This is a genomic window from Microcoleus sp. SVA1B4 (assembly GCF_036700545.1).
Lineage (GTDB): Bacteria > Cyanobacteriota > Cyanobacteriia > Cyanobacteriales > Microcoleaceae > Microcoleus.
The window spans coordinates 1-18,535 of sequence record NZ_JAUBPB010000021.1; the positions used below are offsets into that span (position 1 = coordinate 1).

The following is an 18,535-nucleotide window of genomic DNA, read 5'->3' on the forward strand; positions in this document are numbered from 1 at the left end:
CAGTAAAACCGGAGTCAAAATCCTCCAAAGGTTTGCCCTACATACTCCCACGCCTTTTGTCAATGGGGGAACTTCAGTTTAATGCTTGCCCTGGCACAGGAAACGGCAACTCCACTAATTGAAGCATTTAAAGAATTGCCAGATGTCCCCCCCATTGGGCAATGGGCAAACTTTATTCGCAATCATGATGAACTGTCGCTCGATCAACTCTCCAGTGTTCAGCAAGACGAAATTGCAGCGGCATTTGCGCCCGATCGCGATCGAATGTGGATTTTCGATCGCGGTATCCGTCGTCGATTTGCTCCTCTGGTCAACGGCGATATTCAGCGACTGCGACTCACCTATAGTTTGCTGCTAACCCTACCAGGCACGCCAGTGATTAACTATGGCGAAGAATTGGGTATGGGCGATGACTTATCATTGAAAGAGCGCGATCCGGCTCGGACACCAATGCAATGGTCGAGTGCGCCCAATGGTGGATTTTCGACGGCCGCGGCCGATCAACTCCTGCTTCCTGTTATTTCCGAAGGCGAATACAGCTACGAGCATTTGAATGTCAAGGTTCAACGTCGAAACCCTGACTCGTTGATCAACTGGATGGAACGCGCCATCCGCGTGCGGAAGGAATGCCCTGAGTTTGGTTGGGGCGCATGGCAAATCTTGGAGGCAAATCACCCCAGTGTATTTGCCCATCGGTGTGAGTGGGAGGGCAGGGTGGTTATTGCCGTACATAATCTGGCAGAAGCTGCCTGTACAGCGACATTGACACTCACAGAGGATGCTAACAAATATTTGATTGATTTGTTTGAAGATCGACCGGATGAGGCGATCGTAGATTCATCTCATAAAATTCATCTCAAAGGGTACGGTTACCATTGGTTTCGCGTGGGCGACCAGCCTTTTTAACAGATCTCCATACAAGGAAGAAGTATTGTGGTTCCCCTTCACGACAACAACCCTACCCGAATTACTCCTTACGTCAATTATGGGTTAATTGGTATCAACATCGTTATTTTTTTGTATGAGGCAAGTTTATCGGCTCCGCAATTGCAGAGTTTTGTACAAACCTATGCGGTTGTTCCGAATCAATTAACTACCAGTTTTCAAAGTGGTGATCTCACACAAATTCTACTTCAAGCGATGACACTCATTACCTCGCAGTTTCTGCATGGAGGTTTTTTGCATCTGGGTGGGAATATGCTGTTTTTGTGGGTATTTGGCAACAACATCGAAGACCAGTTGGGACATATCAAGTTTTTGATTTTCTATCTGCTTTGTGGAGCCTTAGCAGGGTTGGCGCAGTGGTTTTTCTCAATGCAGTCTACGGTGCCTGCGTTGGGAGCTAGTGGGGCGATAGCGGGTGTCCTTGGAGCTTACATTCTTCGCTTTCCTCACGCTAAAATTCTGACCTTGCTTCCGTTAGGATTCTTTATAACAACTTTCCGTATTCCGGCAATTTTCTTCCTGGGTTTTTGGTTTGTCCAACAAGCTTTGTACGGTATTGCCAGTTTGCAGATACGCAGTAATGTCGGCATGGAAGGTGGTGGTATTGCTTACTGGGCACATGCGGGAGGATTCGTCTTTGGTGTCCTTCTGGGTCCTCTCTTTGGTCTCTTTGCGTCAAAAGAGCGTTAATTTCAGAAGCGATGAATCAATTAGTCAAGTAATCTGGGAGGGTGACAAAAAGGTCTACAAACTAAACAGAATCAGGGTGGCAGTCCTATACCTGTTGATAAAAGCAACGCTTATTTCGAGTTAACTTTATTAAGTCGTGCACAGATTCATAATATCGTTCGAGATAATTTGCCCACTGCTCTCCATCTTGCGCCCACGCCTTCCTGTACTCCCTTTGTCGTATTTTTGGCACTGAGGTCTGTCCAGAAATCTGTGTAGCTTGCGACGGCGACTTTCGGCTGTTCTTGGATAGGGAAATACCCGTGGGAACAGCTCTAACCTGACATTGATTTAATTATCCACAGTGGTTCAAAGTCAAGCGAGAATAAGCCATTGGGCTAGATAAAAACTGTCCGGACTATAGATCTAAAATCTAAAATCGATTAAATCGATTGACTTGTTTTTCTGATTGTATCAAGCCAACCAAGATTTTAAACATAAACTGAGCGTGTGTCAGTTGTTTTTGTAAATGGGTCTGATAGGATGTCGGTAGCATTTTTTAGGATAAGCTAGCCTGTCACAATTCGGCGGTCGATTTTTTTTTCACAACGAAGCTCAACCTTTGCCCCATCTGGGTTTCAAGTGGGCTTGTCACCCCGCCAGCCGGTAATAAGAACTTTTGTCATTTTTTAGTCACATTTACTTGTGACTCTAAAAGATAAGAGCTTAAACGCTTAGATCTAATTTTTTCAGTCTGAGGTGAATCTACTCCAATGCTAATTAGCTCCTGGCTAATCAGTAGAAGGAAATTAATAAGGATTTTGACAGCCTTTGATGAATCACCCTTTACACCCTTTCTCTTTGAGCAAGCGCTTACCCTAACAGAACAAGAGAACGCTGTTTGCAAAGTTTTCCATTGTATTGACCTATCTCACTTGAGTCAGTACACTCCCATCACTTTTCTAAGTGCAGGAGAGGAGAAAAATCAAAAGCTATTGCAGCTTTATCAGCAGAAGTGAAGACGTGGCATATGTCAGTAGACTTTAGCTACGAAAATGGACAGCCAGGACGGGCGATTTTCCATGTATCTCGACAATGGAGATCAGACCTTATTGTTGTCGTAGAGCAACCAAAGGGTTAGCCGAGGTGCTAGTAGGGAGTGTTAGTAACTATGTCGTTCCTCATCATCCTTGCTCAATCCTGGTGATTCAAGGCGAAGCTCTTAGCGAAGCAATAGCTGCTGCCGATCGTGCTGGCTCTTCCGAATCTGTCAAACCGTCTTTTTTACCTCATTGAATTGACCAAAAACGATGAAAAACTTTTTACAACAACCTATCCGTTTTTTGATAGCAGGAGCTGCCGTAGTCCTGCTGATCGTTTCCTGTCAATCGACACCACAGGCGCAGACATCTCAATCGACACCACAGGCGCAGACATCCCCCTCGACGACTCAACCATCTGCCGTCGCATCACCGGGTGGGGAACTGAGCGCCTACCCCGCGCAACTACCGCCGTTGCCCTATGAGTATGGTGCTTTGGCGAAAGCTATTGATGCCGAAACCATGAAGCTTCATCACGATCGCCATCACGCCTCTTATGTTGAGAATCTCAATGAGGCATTAAAGCAACAGTCGAATTTGCAGAACCGTAGTGTTGAAGCTTTGCTACGTGACCTTAACAGTGTGCCGGAAGCTATTCGCACAACTGTTCAGAATAATGGGGGTGGGCATTTAAACCACACGATTTTCTGGCAAATTATGAGTCCCAATGGGGGTGGGCAACCTACTGGTGCAGTTGCTGAAGCCATCAATCAAACCTTTGGGAGTTTTGAGAACTTTAGAAAACAGTTTAACGAAGCGGGGGGCGATCGCTTTGGCAGTGGTTGGGTTTGGTTAGTTCGTAATTCCCAAGGACAACTGCAAATTACCACAACGCCCAATCAGGACAATCCGATTACCGAAGGCTTATACCCAATCCTGGGCAACGATGTCTGGGAACACGCCTATTATCTGCGCTACCAAAATCGCCGCGCTGAATATCTGACCAATTGGTGGAATGTGGTTAACTGGGAAGAAGTAAACCGACGGTTTCAACTCGCATCCCAACCATAATCGTCTAGGAGTTTGATATGAGAAGGTTGTTGATGCATAGCCCGAGCGCTGTTGCTGTTCTCTGGATTGTAGGGTATCTGTCACTAACTCTATTTCCCCTGTTGGTGCTGTTACTGCATCCGGCTCCCTCTGGACGTGGATTCTGGACTGAGTTTTCGGTAGCGCTGGGCTTTATTGGTTTGGCGATGATGGCGTTGCAATTTATCCTGACGGCCCGCGTCAATCGGATCGAAACCTCTTACGGGATTGATATCCTGCTGCAGTTTCATCGCTATACCTCACTGGTGGCATTTTTCATGGTGCTGGTACATCCAGTTATCTTATTTATTGCTCAACCGGAAACCCTACAACTACTCAACTTTCCCCAGGCGCCCTGGCGGGCGCGGATGGCAGTCTTGGGTACACTGGCATTTCTGGCAATGGTGGTGACAACCATCTGGCGCAAACCACTAAAGATCCCCTACGAACCCTGGCGAGCCTCTCACACCATTCTGGCAGTGGTGGCAGTGGGGTTCGGCTTTGCACATGCCCTCGCCGTTGGCAATTATTTAGGCTTGTTCTGGAAAGCTGTGCTATGGGGAGGCATTATTCTCGTCTCGCTCTGGCTAATCGTTTATGTGCGGTTGGTCAAACCTTGGTTGATGACTCAAAAGCCCTATGTGGTAGAGGAAGTGCTGCCACAACGGGGTGATGTCTGGACGCTGGCATTGCGTCCGCTGGGACATGAAGGCTTTACCTTTGAACCCGGTCAATTTGCCTGGTTGACGCTGAATATTACCCCGTTGAGTATGCGAGAACATCCGTTTTCGATGTCGTCTTGTGCCGATCGCGCCGATCGCATCGAGTTTGGTATCAAGGCGATCGGAGATTTCACCAAAGGCATCAAAGATGTCCAACCGGGAACGAGAGCGTATTTGGATGGGCCCTATGGGGTATTTACGACCGAGCGCTATTGGGACAGCGCTGGCTTTGTGCTGATTGCCGGTGGAGTGGGGATTACACCCATCTTCAGCATCCTGTTGACAGCGGCGGAACGAAAGGACGATCGCCCCTTTTTGCTGATCTACGCGGCTTCCTCCTGGGACGACCTGACCTATCAAGAAGAGCTAGACGCTTTAAAGGAAAAATTAGATCTATCGATCGTCTATGTGTTGCGAAAAGCTCATGACGATTGGGCAGGTGACACAGGTTATGTTGACCAAGCATTATTGGAAAAATACATTCCTCTTCATCGGGGCAGTCGGCATTACTTTGTCTGTGCGGCTCCGGTGATGATGGATGCAGTTGAGCGGGCGTTATTTGAACTAAATGTTCCCGTCACGAACGTTCACATGGAACACTTTGATTTAGCTTAATGGGGGGCTATGCGTTACAGTATCATGTTGCAACTGGTAGCAGGCACAACGCTCATTTTGTTGGGAGTTGCGGTTCTCTTTGCCTGGATTCAAACTCGAATTGAGCCTATTGATCTTAGAGAAGACAGAATTTCTAGTCCTTCTCATCACAGGCACTAAATCCATGCTTGGGATCGGCGGAACTCGATCTATTTCCCACTCGCCAATGGTGGAGCAATTTTTCGCTCAACCGCTTAGTTCTTCATCCGGTAGCTGATCAATTTGCGGACATTTTCAACCGGCATTGCTAATTCTTGGGCGATCGTTGCTTCGACCTGACTGGTTTGGGTAACAGGAAACTCGTATTCCAGCTTCTTTAAAGTTGAGTCACTGGTGTTGACAAAAATAGTGGTAACACCCAGGCTGCGATCGATTTCTGCATTTATGGTCAAGATTGTTACTGGTAATCTCCGATTTAACGGTCTATCTGCCAGTAGTTTGTTGACAGAGTTATACGGACGGCTTAGAGTTTGGGCCGCGATGAAGTTACCTGTAGTCCAGAATAAGGCTGCTACCAATGGCAGAGGTACCCAAAATTCCCAGGCAGCGCGGTGTAGAAGTGGTAGGATGCGAGGTAAAGTCATGGGAATGTTGGATTTTAGATTTAGATTGCTCGAAATAATCGGGAGAAACTACCAACATTTTAGTTAGCAACTGATTGGCATAAATCTTACCTGTGATGGATGCTTTTCCTAAATTTCTTCTCTAACATACATAAAATTTGCCGAACAATGGTTAGACGGATGCGAATTCTCCTGGTAGAAGACGATGTAGATCAACTGGAGCCACTTCAAGCTGCTCTCTCTGAGGCGGGACATATTGTCGATGGTGTAGAAGATGGGGCGACGGCCCAGTGGATTTTATCGAAGCGGGACTATGATCTGTTGATCCTTGATTGGTTATTACCTGAGATCAGTGGCTTAAGCTTATGCCAGCAATACCGCCGTCTGGGAAAAACGGCCCCGGTGTTGCTGTTGACTGCCAAAGATGCGATTGTTGACAAAATTAGCGCTTTAGACGCTGGAGCCGATGATTATCTCATCAAACCCGCCGATGTGTTTGAACTGCTGGCACGGGTGCGGGCCTTGGGACGACGATCGCCACTTTGGAAAGGGGATACTTTACAGGTTGAAGATATGACTCTACATCTATCAACGCTGACTATTGAACGGGGGGAGCAAAGTATGCAGTTATCGACTCGTGAATTTCTATTTCTAGAGTATCTGATGCGCCATCCTCGTCAGATACTCTCCCGCAGCCAAATAGAACAAGCCTTGTGGGAGTGGGGCAACGAACCTGAGAGTAATGCGATTACTGTCCTAGTGCGTCGTCTGCGGCAGCGATTGCAGATGATAGGTGCTGTCAGTTGGCTAGAAACCGTATATGGTATGGGATATCGCTTGAATCCAGATGTTTAATCGTAGCCGCCGCAATCTGGCCCACTGGTTTACGCTCTCGATGGGGGCTATTCTGATCGTGTTTGCCGGGATCATTTACTACCAGCGAGCGGTTAACAGCTTAGAAGAGTGCGATCGACTACTCTACAAAAAAGCAAGAGTCATGGCTGCCAATATTGACTATGGTTTGCGGCAGGGAAAAGAACACATCGATCTGAGTAACGTTCCGATTCTTGGTAATTATTCTCCTCCCTCTGGCAGTGAAGTTGTTTACGCTAGGTGGTATTCAGCGACTGGACAACTGCAACAGTTTTATGGGGCGCAGCCCTCGGATCGGATTCAGGCTCGCGCGGCGTTTCAAACCATTGAGTCTTCCCCCGAGTGGCTGCGACAATTAACGCTTCCGGTTGACTACAACGGACGCACGATTGGCTACCTCCAGATTGCCATCCCTTTGACGGATGCTCAGAAAACACTGAGAGAGTTACTGATTGTGATGGTGATAACATTGCCCTTGACTCTGGGCGCGATTAGTCTAGTAGGTTGGTTTTTAGGCGGATTGGCTATGCAACCGATTCAAAACGCCTATGTCCAAATGCAAAGATTTACTTCTGATGCTTCCCACGAACTAAGGGCACCGCTTGCCACCATACTCAGCAATGCCCAGGTTGGCTTACTCAGCCCAGTCGATGCCGGCCAGCCTAAGCACTCTCGATTGGAAAAGATTGCTGAAACGGCTAAGTCGATGAATCGGTTGGTGACTGATCTCTTGTTTTTAGCACGACAGGCAGGACAGTTAGATGCAAAGTCGATTCAATCGATTCACTTGAATGACCTGTTAAAAGATACGATCGCCACTTCATCAATACAGGGTGTTGCCCAGCATTTAAGCCTTCATTTAGAACTGCCTGAAGAGAGAGTTATCATCAAAGCCAATTCTGATTTATTAAAACAAGCTATCACTAATCTACTCACCAATGCCTGCAAATATACCTTACCTGAAGGAACAGTGTGGCTGCGGTTATTGACTCAATCTCATCGCATTTTAATTCAAATAGAAGATACGGGAATCGGCATTCCCGATGTAGATTTGCCACACATTTTTGACCGATTTTACCGAGTTGATGAGGTACGAACACGGAAGAAAGGCGGCTCTGGATTGGGATTGGCGATCGCCCAGCAAATTGTGGAAGCTCACGGCGGACACCTAACGGTAAGTAGCGAGGTTGGGAAAGGTTCTCTGTTTCAAATAGAACTGCCCCTGTCAATCGATTTTAGATTTTAGATTTTAGATTTTAGATTTGAAGCATTGACTTGCGCGAGATAAATTCGGGGGTTCCTTTATCGGATACAGGTTTTTTATTTCTGGACGGATGAATCACGTGGCGGGTATCCTGGATGCGGGAATTGTCATAGAAGATATCCTGCGGCTATAACGGGGACATCGAAGATTGTCACTCTTGAATCACAGTTGCGATCGATTGTGTAGTTGCGGTTTCAGCCGCAGAGGGTAAAGTGCGCGACTTTATTAACTTCTACAGCCGATCGCACTTTTGTCGATCTGTCGCTGTCGCGCACCCTACTCCTAAATCAATCTGAAACAATCAGATTTAATCACGAGTTAGCAATTAGCAATTACTAATCACCAGTTAGCAATTAGCAATTAGCAATTACTCTATAAGTAATTACCAATTACCAACTGTAAACTATTTATTCAACGCTTCGCGGGCGGCTACCGCTTCGTCGGGATGAATATTCAAGCGGGTCAAATTAATTCGACCTTTGTTGTCAATTTCTCGCACTTTGACAATCACTTCATCGTTCACAGCTAACTCGTCTTCCACTTTCCCAACGCGGTAGTCCGCTAACTGGGAAATGTGAATCATTCCTTCTTTTCCGGGCAAAATTTCCACAAAAGCGCCGATCGGAATAATTCGAGTTACGCGGCCGACATACACATCTCCTGCATTCAACTTGCGCGTCATGCCTTGGACAATGTTGTAAGCCCGTTGAGCTTTTTCGCTGTCGTTGCCAGCAATTGTCACGGTTCCGTCGTCTTCGATGTCTATTTTGACACCGGTTTCTTCGGTGATGGCTTTGATCGTTTTGCCACCTGGCCCAATTACCAAACCGATAAATTCTGGATCGATTTTCAGGGTTAGCAAACGCGGTGCAAACGGCGACATTTCCTTGCGGGGAGTGTCGATGGTTGACAGCATTCTTTCTAGAATGTGCAGTCGGGCCGGCTTGGCTTGGCGGATGGCGGTGGCAATCACATCTAAGGGTAAACCTTTGATTTTCATGTCCATCTGCAAAGCAGTAATCCCGGTGTCGGTACCGGCTACTTTGAAGTCCATGTCGCCTAAAAAGTCTTCAATTGCCTGAATGTCAGTCAAAATTCGGACTTCATCGCCTTCTTTAATTAAGCCCATTGCCGCGCCGCTGACGGGTTGGGAAAGGGGAACGCCTGCATCCATTAATGCTAGCGTTGAGGCGCAAACTGAACCCATTGAGGTGGAACCGTCGGAAGAAAGGATTTCGGAAACTACGCGAATGACGTAGGGGAAATCTTCTTTGGATGGCAAAACGGGCAGTAAAGCGCGTTCTGCGAGGGCTCCGTGACCGATTTCTCGGCGTCCGGGCGATCGCATCGGCTTGGTTTCTCCCACGGAAAACGGCGGGAAGTTGTAGTGGTGGAGGTAGCGTTTGTCTTGCTGCGGGTGCAAGTCGTCTCCTAAGTCTTGGGCGTCGCCTGGGGTTCCCAGGGTAGCTGCGGACAACACTTGGGTTAACCCCCGATTAAACAACGCACAGCCGTGTACTCGCGACGGCAAGACGCCTACGCGACAAGAAACGGGTCGCACCTCGTCTAGCTTGCGACCGTCTACGCGGACGCCATCTTCGAGGATCTGCTTCCGCATCATTTTTTTGGTAACGTCTTTGAAAACGTTGCCGATCGCCTTGCTGTTGGCGGTGGCTGCTAGTTTTACCGGATCGTCTTCGGCAAGTTCGGCGATCGCAGCTTCGACTTCATTTGCCTTAACTTCGTCCAATGCTGCATTCCGTATGGTTTTGTCTTTTTCAAATCTTGACAAAATGATGCGGATGGGTTCTTGGGCGCGATCGCGAATAAAGTTTTCCAGGGCCGAATCTTGCGATGGCCGTTCCTCTACCACCAAATCGATGCCCAATTCCGCCATAATTTCGCGCTGGGCTTGAATCAAGTCACAGGCTGCTTCATAGCCGAAGTCGATCGCCTCGATGATATCCTGTTCCGGCAATTGGTTGGCGCCGGCTTCCACCATGATTACTCCGTCAGGAGAACCGGCTACCACGAGATCCAACTCGCCTTCTTTGATTTCGCTGTAGGTGGGGTTGATGATGAAATCGTCCCCTACCAAACCGACTCGCACTGCCGCCATCGGCCCGTAAAACGGCATTTTCGCCAGCAGAATCGCTACGGAAGCCCCCGTCACCGCCAAAACGTCCGGTGGCACTTGTTCGTCCATCGAAACCGTTGTGGCTACAACTTGGATGTCATCTCGCAGCCAGCTTGGAAATAGCGGACGCAGCGGTCGATCGATCAAACGGCCAGTCAAAGTCACTTTTTCTGGGGGACGCCCTTCCCTGCGTAAAAACCCACCGGGAATTTTACCGCCAGCGTAGAGTCTCTCTTCGTAATCCACCAACAGGGGCAGGAAATCAATTCCTTCTCTCCCCTGGGATCGAGTCGCTGTCACCAAAACGGCCGTGTCACCCGACTGAATCAAAACTGCACCGCCTGCTTGAGGCGCTAGTAAACCAATCTTCAGTCTAATATCCCGTCCATCGAAGGATATTGACTTGTCTATCTCTACCATGTAGCACTGCTTCCTTATCTACCACATTCTTTCTCTGTCGGGATCGTAACATTACCACAGGATGTTTGAGAGTCCGACGCCAAAAGACAGGGATAATCGCCTCGCGATCGACTGTCTGCGTCTCGATTGTAGGCATTTATACTCTAAATTATTTTTTGCAGTCTGGGGTCGATTCTCCAGTCGATCGTCCGCTAAACGCCTTCCATAGATGGTACGATCAATTTTCGTTTGGGAATTGGGACGTTGAAGGAAGAAGGAAGAGGGATTTAGTTATCTAGGTCAGGGAATAAGCGGTAAGGTGTGCCCTAAGTACCTAAATATAAAAATTCTACCTAATTCCTATCTGGCTCAAATTTTCCTCGGTTTGTTTTAAATAAAGTTTTCATAAATTCCATATAAATGCTGTAGTCAACCTCGCACTTAAATACAAATATCAGGGTAAAAAAATATGGCTATTTTACACGGCAGTTGGCTCGTAGAGAATGAAAAAAGTTGCTTATTTATTTGGGGAGAAACTTGGCGAAAACTTGGGGCAATTGAAACCCTAGAATCGGGGATAAATTTACCGCACCCCTTAGCAATGACCGAATCGGAATTTAAGACTTTCCTAAATTCCTTGCAGCAGTCGGGAAAACTGGATTGGCAATTACCGGAAACCGCAGAAACTCCCCCGGAAAAAAGCAAAAAAACTAGGCGATCGCCCAAAACTACCAAGGAAGAAATCAGCGCACCAAACTCCTCAATTAAAAGGGAAATTCGGGCGATCGCACTTCCCACACAAATCTCAGAATCAAACGCAAATCTGATGCCGCAGCACTCAGCAGCAGCACTTGAGGAACCCGCTAAAACCGAGGATATTTACCTTTATCCCTGGCAAGTCGAGGGTTTTTGTCTCAACCCTCAAGCAGCTTTTGTTTTCTTGCAATCACTACCGCTTAACAGCACGGAACCAGACTCTTTTGTCGGCTCAGATTTGCGTTTTTGGTCTCATATAGCTAGGTGGAGTTTGGATTTGTTGGCAAGATGCAAATTCTTGCCGGGATTGGAGAAACAGCCCGACGGTTCTGCTATTGCCAAATGGCAACCGCTGTTAGATAGTTCTACAGATACACTCCGCCTCGCCACTTTTGTTAAGCAAATGCCGACGGCTTGCAGAACATATCAGAAGAAGGAAGAAGGAAGTTCGGCAACGGATTCTGTAACGGATGTAACGGATGTAACGGATGTCAGTCCGAAGGAAGAAAGAAGAAGGAAGAAGGAAGAAGGAAGAGGGGAAAAGGCAGAAGAAGGAAGAAGGAAGAAGGAAGAAGGAAGAGGGGAAAAGGCAGAAGAATCCAGTCAATTGCCTTTAGCGGTGGATTTGCCGAGGGGGGCTGAGGAATTAGTGTTAGGATTTTTGAGTAGTATTGTAGATAGTCAAGTGCGATCCTCTTCGAGGGCTGCGCTAACGGCTGGTAGCTCTACTTTAGACATCAAAGCAGTTTCTCCGGTGCGCGACTGGCTGCAAGCTTTGCAGCAGGAATCGGGGATAGTTCAAGTAGAAACAACAGCATTGGAAAACTTGGCAACCAAGCTGAGTGCTTGGACTGCACCGCTGCAAAACCAACTATCTCAACAAAGTCAATTTCGCACTTGCTTTCAACTCATACCACCAGCGCCCGGTAAAGCCAACTGGAATTTAAATTATTGCTTGCAAGCAGCAGATGAAACCGAATTTTTGGTAGACGCGACAACTGTTTGGAACAACTCTGTCGAGCGTTTGGCTTATGCGGGGCGGACAATTGAATTGCCTCAAGAAACTTTGCTCAGCGGCTTGGGTTTAGCCTCGAAACTTTATCCGTTAATTGAACCGAGTTTGCAAGCACAGCGGCCTCAATCTTGCCAATTAAATCCGCTGCAAGCTTACGAGTTTATTAAGTCTGTAGCTTGGCGGTTTGCTGATAGCGGGTTGGGCGTAGTTTTGCCACCGAGTTTGACAAAAACGGATGGTTGGGCGAGTCGTTTGGGTTTGAGCATTCAAGCGGAAACTCCAAAAGTGACTCCGGCGAAAGGTGGGTTGGGATTGCAAAGTCTGCTAAATTTTAAGTGGGAATTGACGATCGGCGGACAGCGCATTTCTAAGGCAGAATTTGACAGGTTGACCGCGTTGAATTCGCCTTTGGTGGAAATTAACGGCGAGTGGGTGGAGTTGCGCGCGCCGGATGTGAAAGCGGCTCAAACTTTTTTTGCCAGCCGCAAAGAGCAAATGACTCTTTCTTTGGAGGATGCTTTGCGTCTGGCGTCGGGCGATTCTCAGATGATCGAAAAATTGCCTGTGGTGAATTTTGAGGCAACCGGTCAACTTCAGGAATTGTTGAATACTTTGAGCGATAATCAAGCCGTAAGTGCGATCGCAACTCCGGCTAGTTTCCGAGGACAATTGCGGCCTTATCAAGCCCTAGGAGCAGGCTGGTTAGCATTCTTAGAACGCTGGGGTTTGGGTGCTTGTCTCGCGGACGATATGGGATTAGGGAAGACGATCGAGCTAATTGCTTTCCTTGTACACTTACAGGAACAAGATTCTCTAGAAGCGCCAACATTACTGGTTTGTCCAACCTCATTATTAGGTAATTGGGAGCGGGAAGTCAAGAAATTTGGCCCGACGCTGAAAGTGTTAGTTCACCACGGAGACAAACGCGCTAAAGGCAAAGCATTTGGGACGGCAATTAAGGGAAAGGATTTAATCATTACCAGTTACGCGCTAGTGTTTCGCGATGCGAAGGAATTTCAAGGCATTAAGTGGCAAGGATTGGTTTTAGATGAAGCGCAAAATATTAAAAATTCCGAGGCGAAGCAGTCGCAAGCGGTGCGGCAAATCGAGGCATCTTTTAAAATTGCGCTGACGGGAACTCCGGTGGAAAATAGACTGCAAGAATTGTGGTCAATTTTGGAGTTTCTCAATCCTGGTTATTTGGGGCCGCGCAATTTCTTTCAGCGCCGATTTGCAATTCCGATCGAGAAATACGGCGATAGGGAATCATTGCAGACTTTGCGATCGCTCGTTCGGCCTTTCATCCTCCGCCGCCTGAAAACTGACAAAGAAATCATCCAAGATTTGCCCGAAAAACAGGAGATGACTGTATTTTGCGGGCTGGCGGCTCAACAGGCGGTATTATATCAGAAAATAGTCGAAGAGTCAATAGCTGAATTAGACTCAGCAGAAGGCATTCAGCGCCGGGGAATGATTCTGGCTTTGCTGGTAAAACTCAAGCAACTTTGCAACCATCCGGCTCTTGTCAAAGCAGAAGCTAAGCCGAAAGAATTGGAGATTAAGAGCCAGGAATCGGGGAAATTGCAGCGGTTGGTGGAAATGTTAGAAGAGGTGCTCGCTGAGGGCGATCGGGCTTTAATTTTTACTCAATTTGCCGAATGGGGAAAACTCCTGAAACCGCATCTAGAAAAGCATTTAGGGCGAGAAGTTTTGTTTTTGTACGGCGGAGTTAAGCAGCAGCAGCGGGAAGAAATGATCGATCGCTTCCAGCACGACCCCCAAGGCCCGCCGATTATGATTTTATCTTTAAAAGCAGGCGGCACAGGTTTGAACTTAACCAGAGCAACCCACGTTTTCCACTATGACAGATGGTGGAATCCCGCAGTAGAAAATCAGGCAACTGACCGCGTATTTCGCATCGGTCAAACCCGCAATGTGCAAGTTCACAAATTTGTCTGCACAGGTACGTTAGAGGAGAAAATACACGATATGATCGAAAGTAAGAAAGCTCTAGCCGAACAAGTTGTCAGCGCAGGGGAAAACTGGCTCACCGAGCTAGATACAGACCAACTTCGCAATTTACTAATTCTCGATCGCAATGCTATTATAGAAACAGAAGAAGAATAATATTTATTGGTTTGTCGCCGGGGCGGGTTTACTCGATCGATCGTTTGTATCATATATATTGGTGAACCCGCCCCTACAATAATTAGGGTTAATTTATCGGACATAATCTAATATATACCTTCTTCCTTCTTCCTTCTTCCTTCTTCCTTCTTCCTTCGGCTTATGATTGACAGAGAATGGTGGACACAACAGTGGTTAGATTTAATCAATACCTACCGCTTCAAAAAGCGGTTAGAACGTGGCTGGCAATATGCGCGCGAGGGTAAAGTTCTCAGCATTAACTTCCCTAACCAAGAAGTAATTGCCATAGTTCAAGGCACTGATCCAAAACCCTATCAAGTTTCTTTAGGACTCGACACCTTGACTGATGAAGATTGGGATTATGTGATTGAAAATATGTCGCAAAGAGCAGTTTTTTCAGCTAAATTACTAGCAGGAGAAATGCCACACAATATTGAGGATGTATTTGCGGCGGCAGGCAAAACGCTATTTCCGTTAAGCTTGTCAGATATTCGATCGCGCTGTAGCTGTCCTGACCCTAAAAACCCTTGCAAACACATCAGTGCAGTATACTACTTATTGGGCGATCGCTTCGGCGAAGACCCTTTCGTACTGTTTCAACTGCGCGGAAGAACTAAAGAGCAAATATTGACCGCACTCCGCCAAAGACGGGGTAAGGAAGGAGAGGAAAATACCCAGCTAAACAAGGGTGAAAATTCCCCTACTGCGAATGCTAAATTGCCAAAAGTCGATCGCTTTTGGGAATACAATCAGCAGCTAGAATCATCTTTAGTAGTAATTGTACCGCCGCCCAGCAGCGAAACAGTATTAGATATCTTAGGCCCAATTCCCATCGCCACCGACGGAAAAGGAAGCGCTAGCAAATCCTCGCCCGCCTCTGACGCCCTCAAGCAGCATTTTAGCAAAATCTACCAAGCAGTTAGCCAGCAAGCCGTTTTAGCAGCCCTGAAACGGGGCGAAGGAGATTAACCTAATGTATTCCCAGAGATGATACAAGAGATTATGGCTGATAACAAATCAAGCTTTAATACCCATTTTATTCTTTAGTCCCTCTCTGGTGGAAAGAGAGTTTGTCTAGAATAGATTTCAACCGAGGAGTCTTACTTTTGGCAATTTCCGTTTATACTTCCCGCAAATTACTCATAATTTCTATCAATTCCTGGGGGCTTTGAATCAAAAAATCAGGATTGTGTGCCACCAAAGCCTCCTCAGAATTAAAACCCCAACCTACAGCAATTACCTTAATTCCGGTTTTTCGAGCAGCTTCTATATCTCTAATCTCATCTCCCACATAAACGACTTCTTTAGCATTTATATGTTCGGTTTTTAGCCATCTATTAATAACTTTATGTTTGCCAAAAGTTGAGCCAGAGTAAATAAACGTGAAAGTGTCTTGCAAAGCATTTTTTTTCATCGATTCCAAGACATTTTCTCTGGAATTAGATGTGATAATGCCCAGTTGAAATCCCTGTTTTTTTAACTCCAGTAAAACTTCTTTAATCCCCGGAAATAAACGAATGTTGGGGATTTCGCTGCGTAACTCCGCTTTCAACATTCTAATCAACAGCGGGAATTTGAAGATAGAAATGCCCGAATACTGAAGAATTTGCCAAGAAGTTAAATTGCTCAGTTGAGCGATTTGCTCTTTGGTCGCAGACTTAAAGCCTAATTCTACTGACAAACGGTTGGTGATGCTTAGAAGAATATCGATTGTATCTGCTAAAGTACCGTCAAAATCAAAAATAATTACTTTGGTCATTGGACAATAGCAAATAAGGAACGGGGAAGCATACAATTTTAGATTTTAGATTTTAGATTTTGGGTTTTAGATGGGGAATGACTTACGGCAGAATGTATTGTCTCTTGGCGAGCCGTAAACACCCTAGGGTTATTATCTATAGGGTAAAGTGCCTCCTAAGCACGAACATCTCAACTTTTAAGGGTTAATTTGATTGGCTTTCGCATTTCGCCGCAGCATTTCGGGTTTAATGCGCCGCAGCGCCGAAGCGGTAAATCTGCGGTTCCATTCCTCGTCGGAAATGTCGGCTAATTCTGCAAGTGTCGGTGCTATATTTTCAGGATAAGGCTCAAACTCTGCCACATCAGTTGGTTTAGCAAATCGCTGATTCCAAGGACAAACATCCTGACAAATATCGCAACCTGCTACCCAACCTTGTAAATTAGATGCAATTTCGTCGGGCAATTTTTCGGCTCGATTCTCGATCGTGTGATAGGCTATACATCGATCGGCATTCACCACAAAAGGCTCAGTAATTGCTCCCGTCGGACACGCCTCAATGCAGCGAGTGCAAGTACCGCAATGTTCAGTATGAGACTCATCCGACGCTAACTCCAGATTAGTCAAGATTTCGCCCAAAAACACCCAAGAACCGTATTCGCGGGAAATTACATTACCATTTTTGGCAATCCAGCCAATCCCGGCACGCTGCGCCCACATTTTATCCTGAACTGGCCCGGTATCAGCATAATACCGCGCTTCAATTCCCTCGCCTTGCGATCGCACCCAATTTGCCAAAAGCTTCAGTTTTTTGTGCAAAATTCTATGGTAATCCCGCCCCCAACCGTAGCGAGAGATTTTAGCATATTCGATCGCTGCATCGTCCCCCCCCTCCCACAGGGGATTTTCGGGGCGTTGGTGGGGCGTGTAGTAGTTGATGGCGACACATATTAATGACTGCACCTCTGGCATCACCAATTGAATATCCTGCCGTTTCGGGTTTGCCATCCATGCCATATCCGCCTGATAACCCTTGTCCAGCCAAGCTTGCAATCTTTGTTTTTCTATATCAAAATCCGTGTCTGTTGAGGCTATCCCGACTTTGTGAAATCCCAACTCAAGGGCTTTTTGCTTAATGCGATCGCTATTAATTGATTTTTTCATCACGTAAGAAACCACTGCACAATTTGTGCCATAAGTCTAGTAACTTTCAGAGTAATTTTGGGACAGTATTGATAATACTTTGGCAATCTTTATATTTATAAGTTTGAACTCCAAAATGTCAAAAATGTTACATAATTTAATTTAGGGAGAATTCGATTCGCTAATTCAAGTACGCAAGTAAAACCGACAGCGAATCCCACAGCATACATATGGCAGTTAGTATTCAATCAGCTCAATCTATTTTCTCCAACACCGAGATTGCTAGCGTTGTTCCGGCTACCACGGAAGCGTTCTACAAACTCAGCGTTGAAGACCAACTAGCCTTGCTCTGGTATGCCTACACCGAAATGGGCGTTTCCATCACCGCAGCAGCACCGGGAGTAGCCAGCATGGCGCTTGTCGAAGGCATTCTGAGCGAAATCAAGCAAATGTCGCCGGCTGCTCAAAGCAAAACCATGTTTGACCTAGCCAGCAACGCCGACACAACAATTGGTCGGATTTACACTTCTTTGCGCGTCAACACCAAACTCGGTTTCTGGTACGAGTTGGGACAGTTGATGAAACAGGGCCTTGTGGCTCCGATCCCGGCTGGCTATCAAATGTCTCCCGAAGCCACCCAAGTCCTTGAAACCATCAAGAAACTAGATCCGGGTCAGCAAATTACCGTACTTCGGAATACCGTAGTTAACATGGGCTATGACCCTGCTTTTAACCAAGAGTACGGCAAACGCTCAGCCCCCCGCAGCACTCCCACCGCTCCAGAAGAGCGGGTGAAAACCCAAATTGAGGGTATCAGCGAGCAGACAGTGCTCAGCTACATCGACTACATGAACGCCTTCGACTTCACCCCAGCCGTCGGTTTATTTGCTGAAGAAGGTGCCCTGCAACCACCTTTCCAAAAGCCGATCGTTGGTCGCGACGCTATCCTCAACTATATGCGCGAAGAGTGCATCGGACTGAAAATGATGCCCGAGCGAGGCGTATCGGAACCCGCAGAAGATGGCTACCGCCAAGTGAAAGTCACTGGCAAAGTCGAAACTCCCTGGTTCGGATCGAATGTGGGTATGAACATCGCGTGGCGGTTTTTGCTCGATCCCCAAGGTCAAATTTTCTTTGTGGCGATCGACTTGTTGGCATCTCCTAAAGAATTGCTCAATTTGATCCGCAAATAGAATATTCTGGTTGGCTCTGTTAAACAGGCTTGCCCAGAAACCCAGATGCCGCTAGGTGTCTGGGTTTATGTCATTTTATATTTAATATTTTAAATTTTAGATTCAAGAATTGAAGGATGGAAAATGACCAAGACTTTCAAAGGTGGTACCCGCTACGTGATTTATCCGTGGAATCAATCCCAAATCT

At 46.7% G+C, this 18,535-nt stretch carries 13 protein-coding genes; 9 read left to right on the forward strand and 4 right to left on the reverse strand.

What is annotated here, in order from left to right:
• Positions 1-81: 81 nt before the first annotated feature.
• From QT987_RS12260 to QT987_RS12275, 4 genes are all read left to right on the forward strand, one after another.
• Positions 82-906 (forward strand): alpha-amylase family glycosyl hydrolase, encoded by an 825-nt coding sequence (locus QT987_RS12260; RefSeq protein ID WP_333240156.1) that lies wholly within the window; start codon positions 82-84, stop codon positions 904-906.
• A 27-nt stretch (positions 907-933) separates the two neighbouring features.
• Positions 934-1,635, forward strand: coding sequence for a rhomboid family intramembrane serine protease (locus QT987_RS12265; RefSeq protein WP_333240158.1), 702 nt, complete (start codon positions 934-936; stop codon positions 1,633-1,635).
• A gap of 1,289 nt (positions 1,636-2,924) precedes the next feature.
• Entirely contained in the window at positions 2,925-3,725 is an 801-nt protein-coding gene (locus QT987_RS12270) for a superoxide dismutase (RefSeq protein WP_445299659.1), read from the forward strand.
• A gap of 32 nt (positions 3,726-3,757) precedes the next feature.
• Complete coding sequence (locus QT987_RS12275; RefSeq protein ID WP_333240160.1) at positions 3,758-5,080, forward strand: ferric reductase-like transmembrane domain-containing protein; 1,323 nt, start codon at positions 3,758-3,760, stop codon at positions 5,078-5,080.
• A 233-nt stretch (positions 5,081-5,313) separates the two neighbouring features.
• On the opposite strand, the gene QT987_RS12280 is transcribed toward QT987_RS12275, so the two are convergent.
• Positions 5,314-5,703: a hypothetical protein gene (locus tag QT987_RS12280; RefSeq protein ID WP_333056441.1), complete on the reverse strand. Its 390-nt coding sequence runs from the start codon at positions 5,701-5,703 to the stop codon at positions 5,314-5,316.
• A gap of 159 nt (positions 5,704-5,862) precedes the next feature.
• On the opposite strand from QT987_RS12280, the gene rppA reads away from it, so the two are divergent.
• Together rppA and QT987_RS12290 are read left to right on the forward strand one after the other, a co-directional pair.
• Complete coding sequence (gene rppA, locus QT987_RS12285; protein WP_333056440.1) at positions 5,863-6,537, forward strand: two-component system response regulator RppA; 675 nt, start codon at positions 5,863-5,865, stop codon at positions 6,535-6,537.
• A complete protein-coding gene (locus QT987_RS12290) occupies positions 6,530-7,801 on the forward strand; it encodes a HAMP domain-containing sensor histidine kinase (protein WP_333240162.1) in 1,272 nt (423 codons plus the stop codon). The genes rppA and QT987_RS12290 overlap by 8 nt, the downstream gene beginning before the upstream one ends.
• A gap of 421 nt (positions 7,802-8,222) precedes the next feature.
• On the opposite strand, the gene QT987_RS12295 is transcribed toward QT987_RS12290, so the two are convergent.
• Positions 8,223-10,376, reverse strand: coding sequence for a polyribonucleotide nucleotidyltransferase (locus QT987_RS12295; protein WP_333240164.1), 2,154 nt, complete (start codon positions 10,374-10,376; stop codon positions 8,223-8,225).
• A 448-nt stretch (positions 10,377-10,824) separates the two neighbouring features.
• Here QT987_RS12295 and QT987_RS12300 point away from each other — a divergent pair, with 448 nt between their 5' ends.
• Together QT987_RS12300 and QT987_RS12305 are read left to right on the forward strand one after the other, a co-directional pair.
• Positions 10,825-14,253 carry a DEAD/DEAH box helicase gene (locus QT987_RS12300; protein WP_333240166.1) on the forward strand — a complete coding sequence of 1,143 codons (3,429 nt, stop codon included), beginning with the start codon at positions 10,825-10,827 and terminating at the stop codon, positions 14,251-14,253.
• A gap of 162 nt (positions 14,254-14,415) precedes the next feature.
• Positions 14,416-15,243 (forward strand): SWIM zinc finger family protein, encoded by an 828-nt coding sequence (locus QT987_RS12305; protein ID WP_333240168.1) that lies wholly within the window; start codon positions 14,416-14,418, stop codon positions 15,241-15,243.
• A gap of 151 nt (positions 15,244-15,394) precedes the next feature.
• On the opposite strand, the gene QT987_RS12310 is transcribed toward QT987_RS12305, so the two are convergent.
• Positions 15,395-16,033, reverse strand: coding sequence for an HAD-IA family hydrolase (locus QT987_RS12310; RefSeq protein WP_333240170.1), 639 nt, complete (start codon positions 16,031-16,033; stop codon positions 15,395-15,397).
• Positions 16,034-16,210: 177 nt separating this feature from the next.
• Entirely contained in the window at positions 16,211-17,176 is a 966-nt protein-coding gene (gene queG / locus QT987_RS12315) for a tRNA epoxyqueuosine(34) reductase QueG (RefSeq protein ID WP_333240172.1), read from the reverse strand.
• Positions 17,177-17,385: 209 nt separating this feature from the next.
• Here queG and QT987_RS12320 point away from each other — a divergent pair, with 209 nt between their 5' ends.
• Positions 17,386-18,348 (forward strand): orange carotenoid protein N-terminal domain-containing protein, encoded by a 963-nt coding sequence (locus QT987_RS12320; RefSeq protein WP_333240174.1) that lies wholly within the window; start codon positions 17,386-17,388, stop codon positions 18,346-18,348.
• The last annotated feature ends 187 nt before the right edge of the window (positions 18,349-18,535 follow it).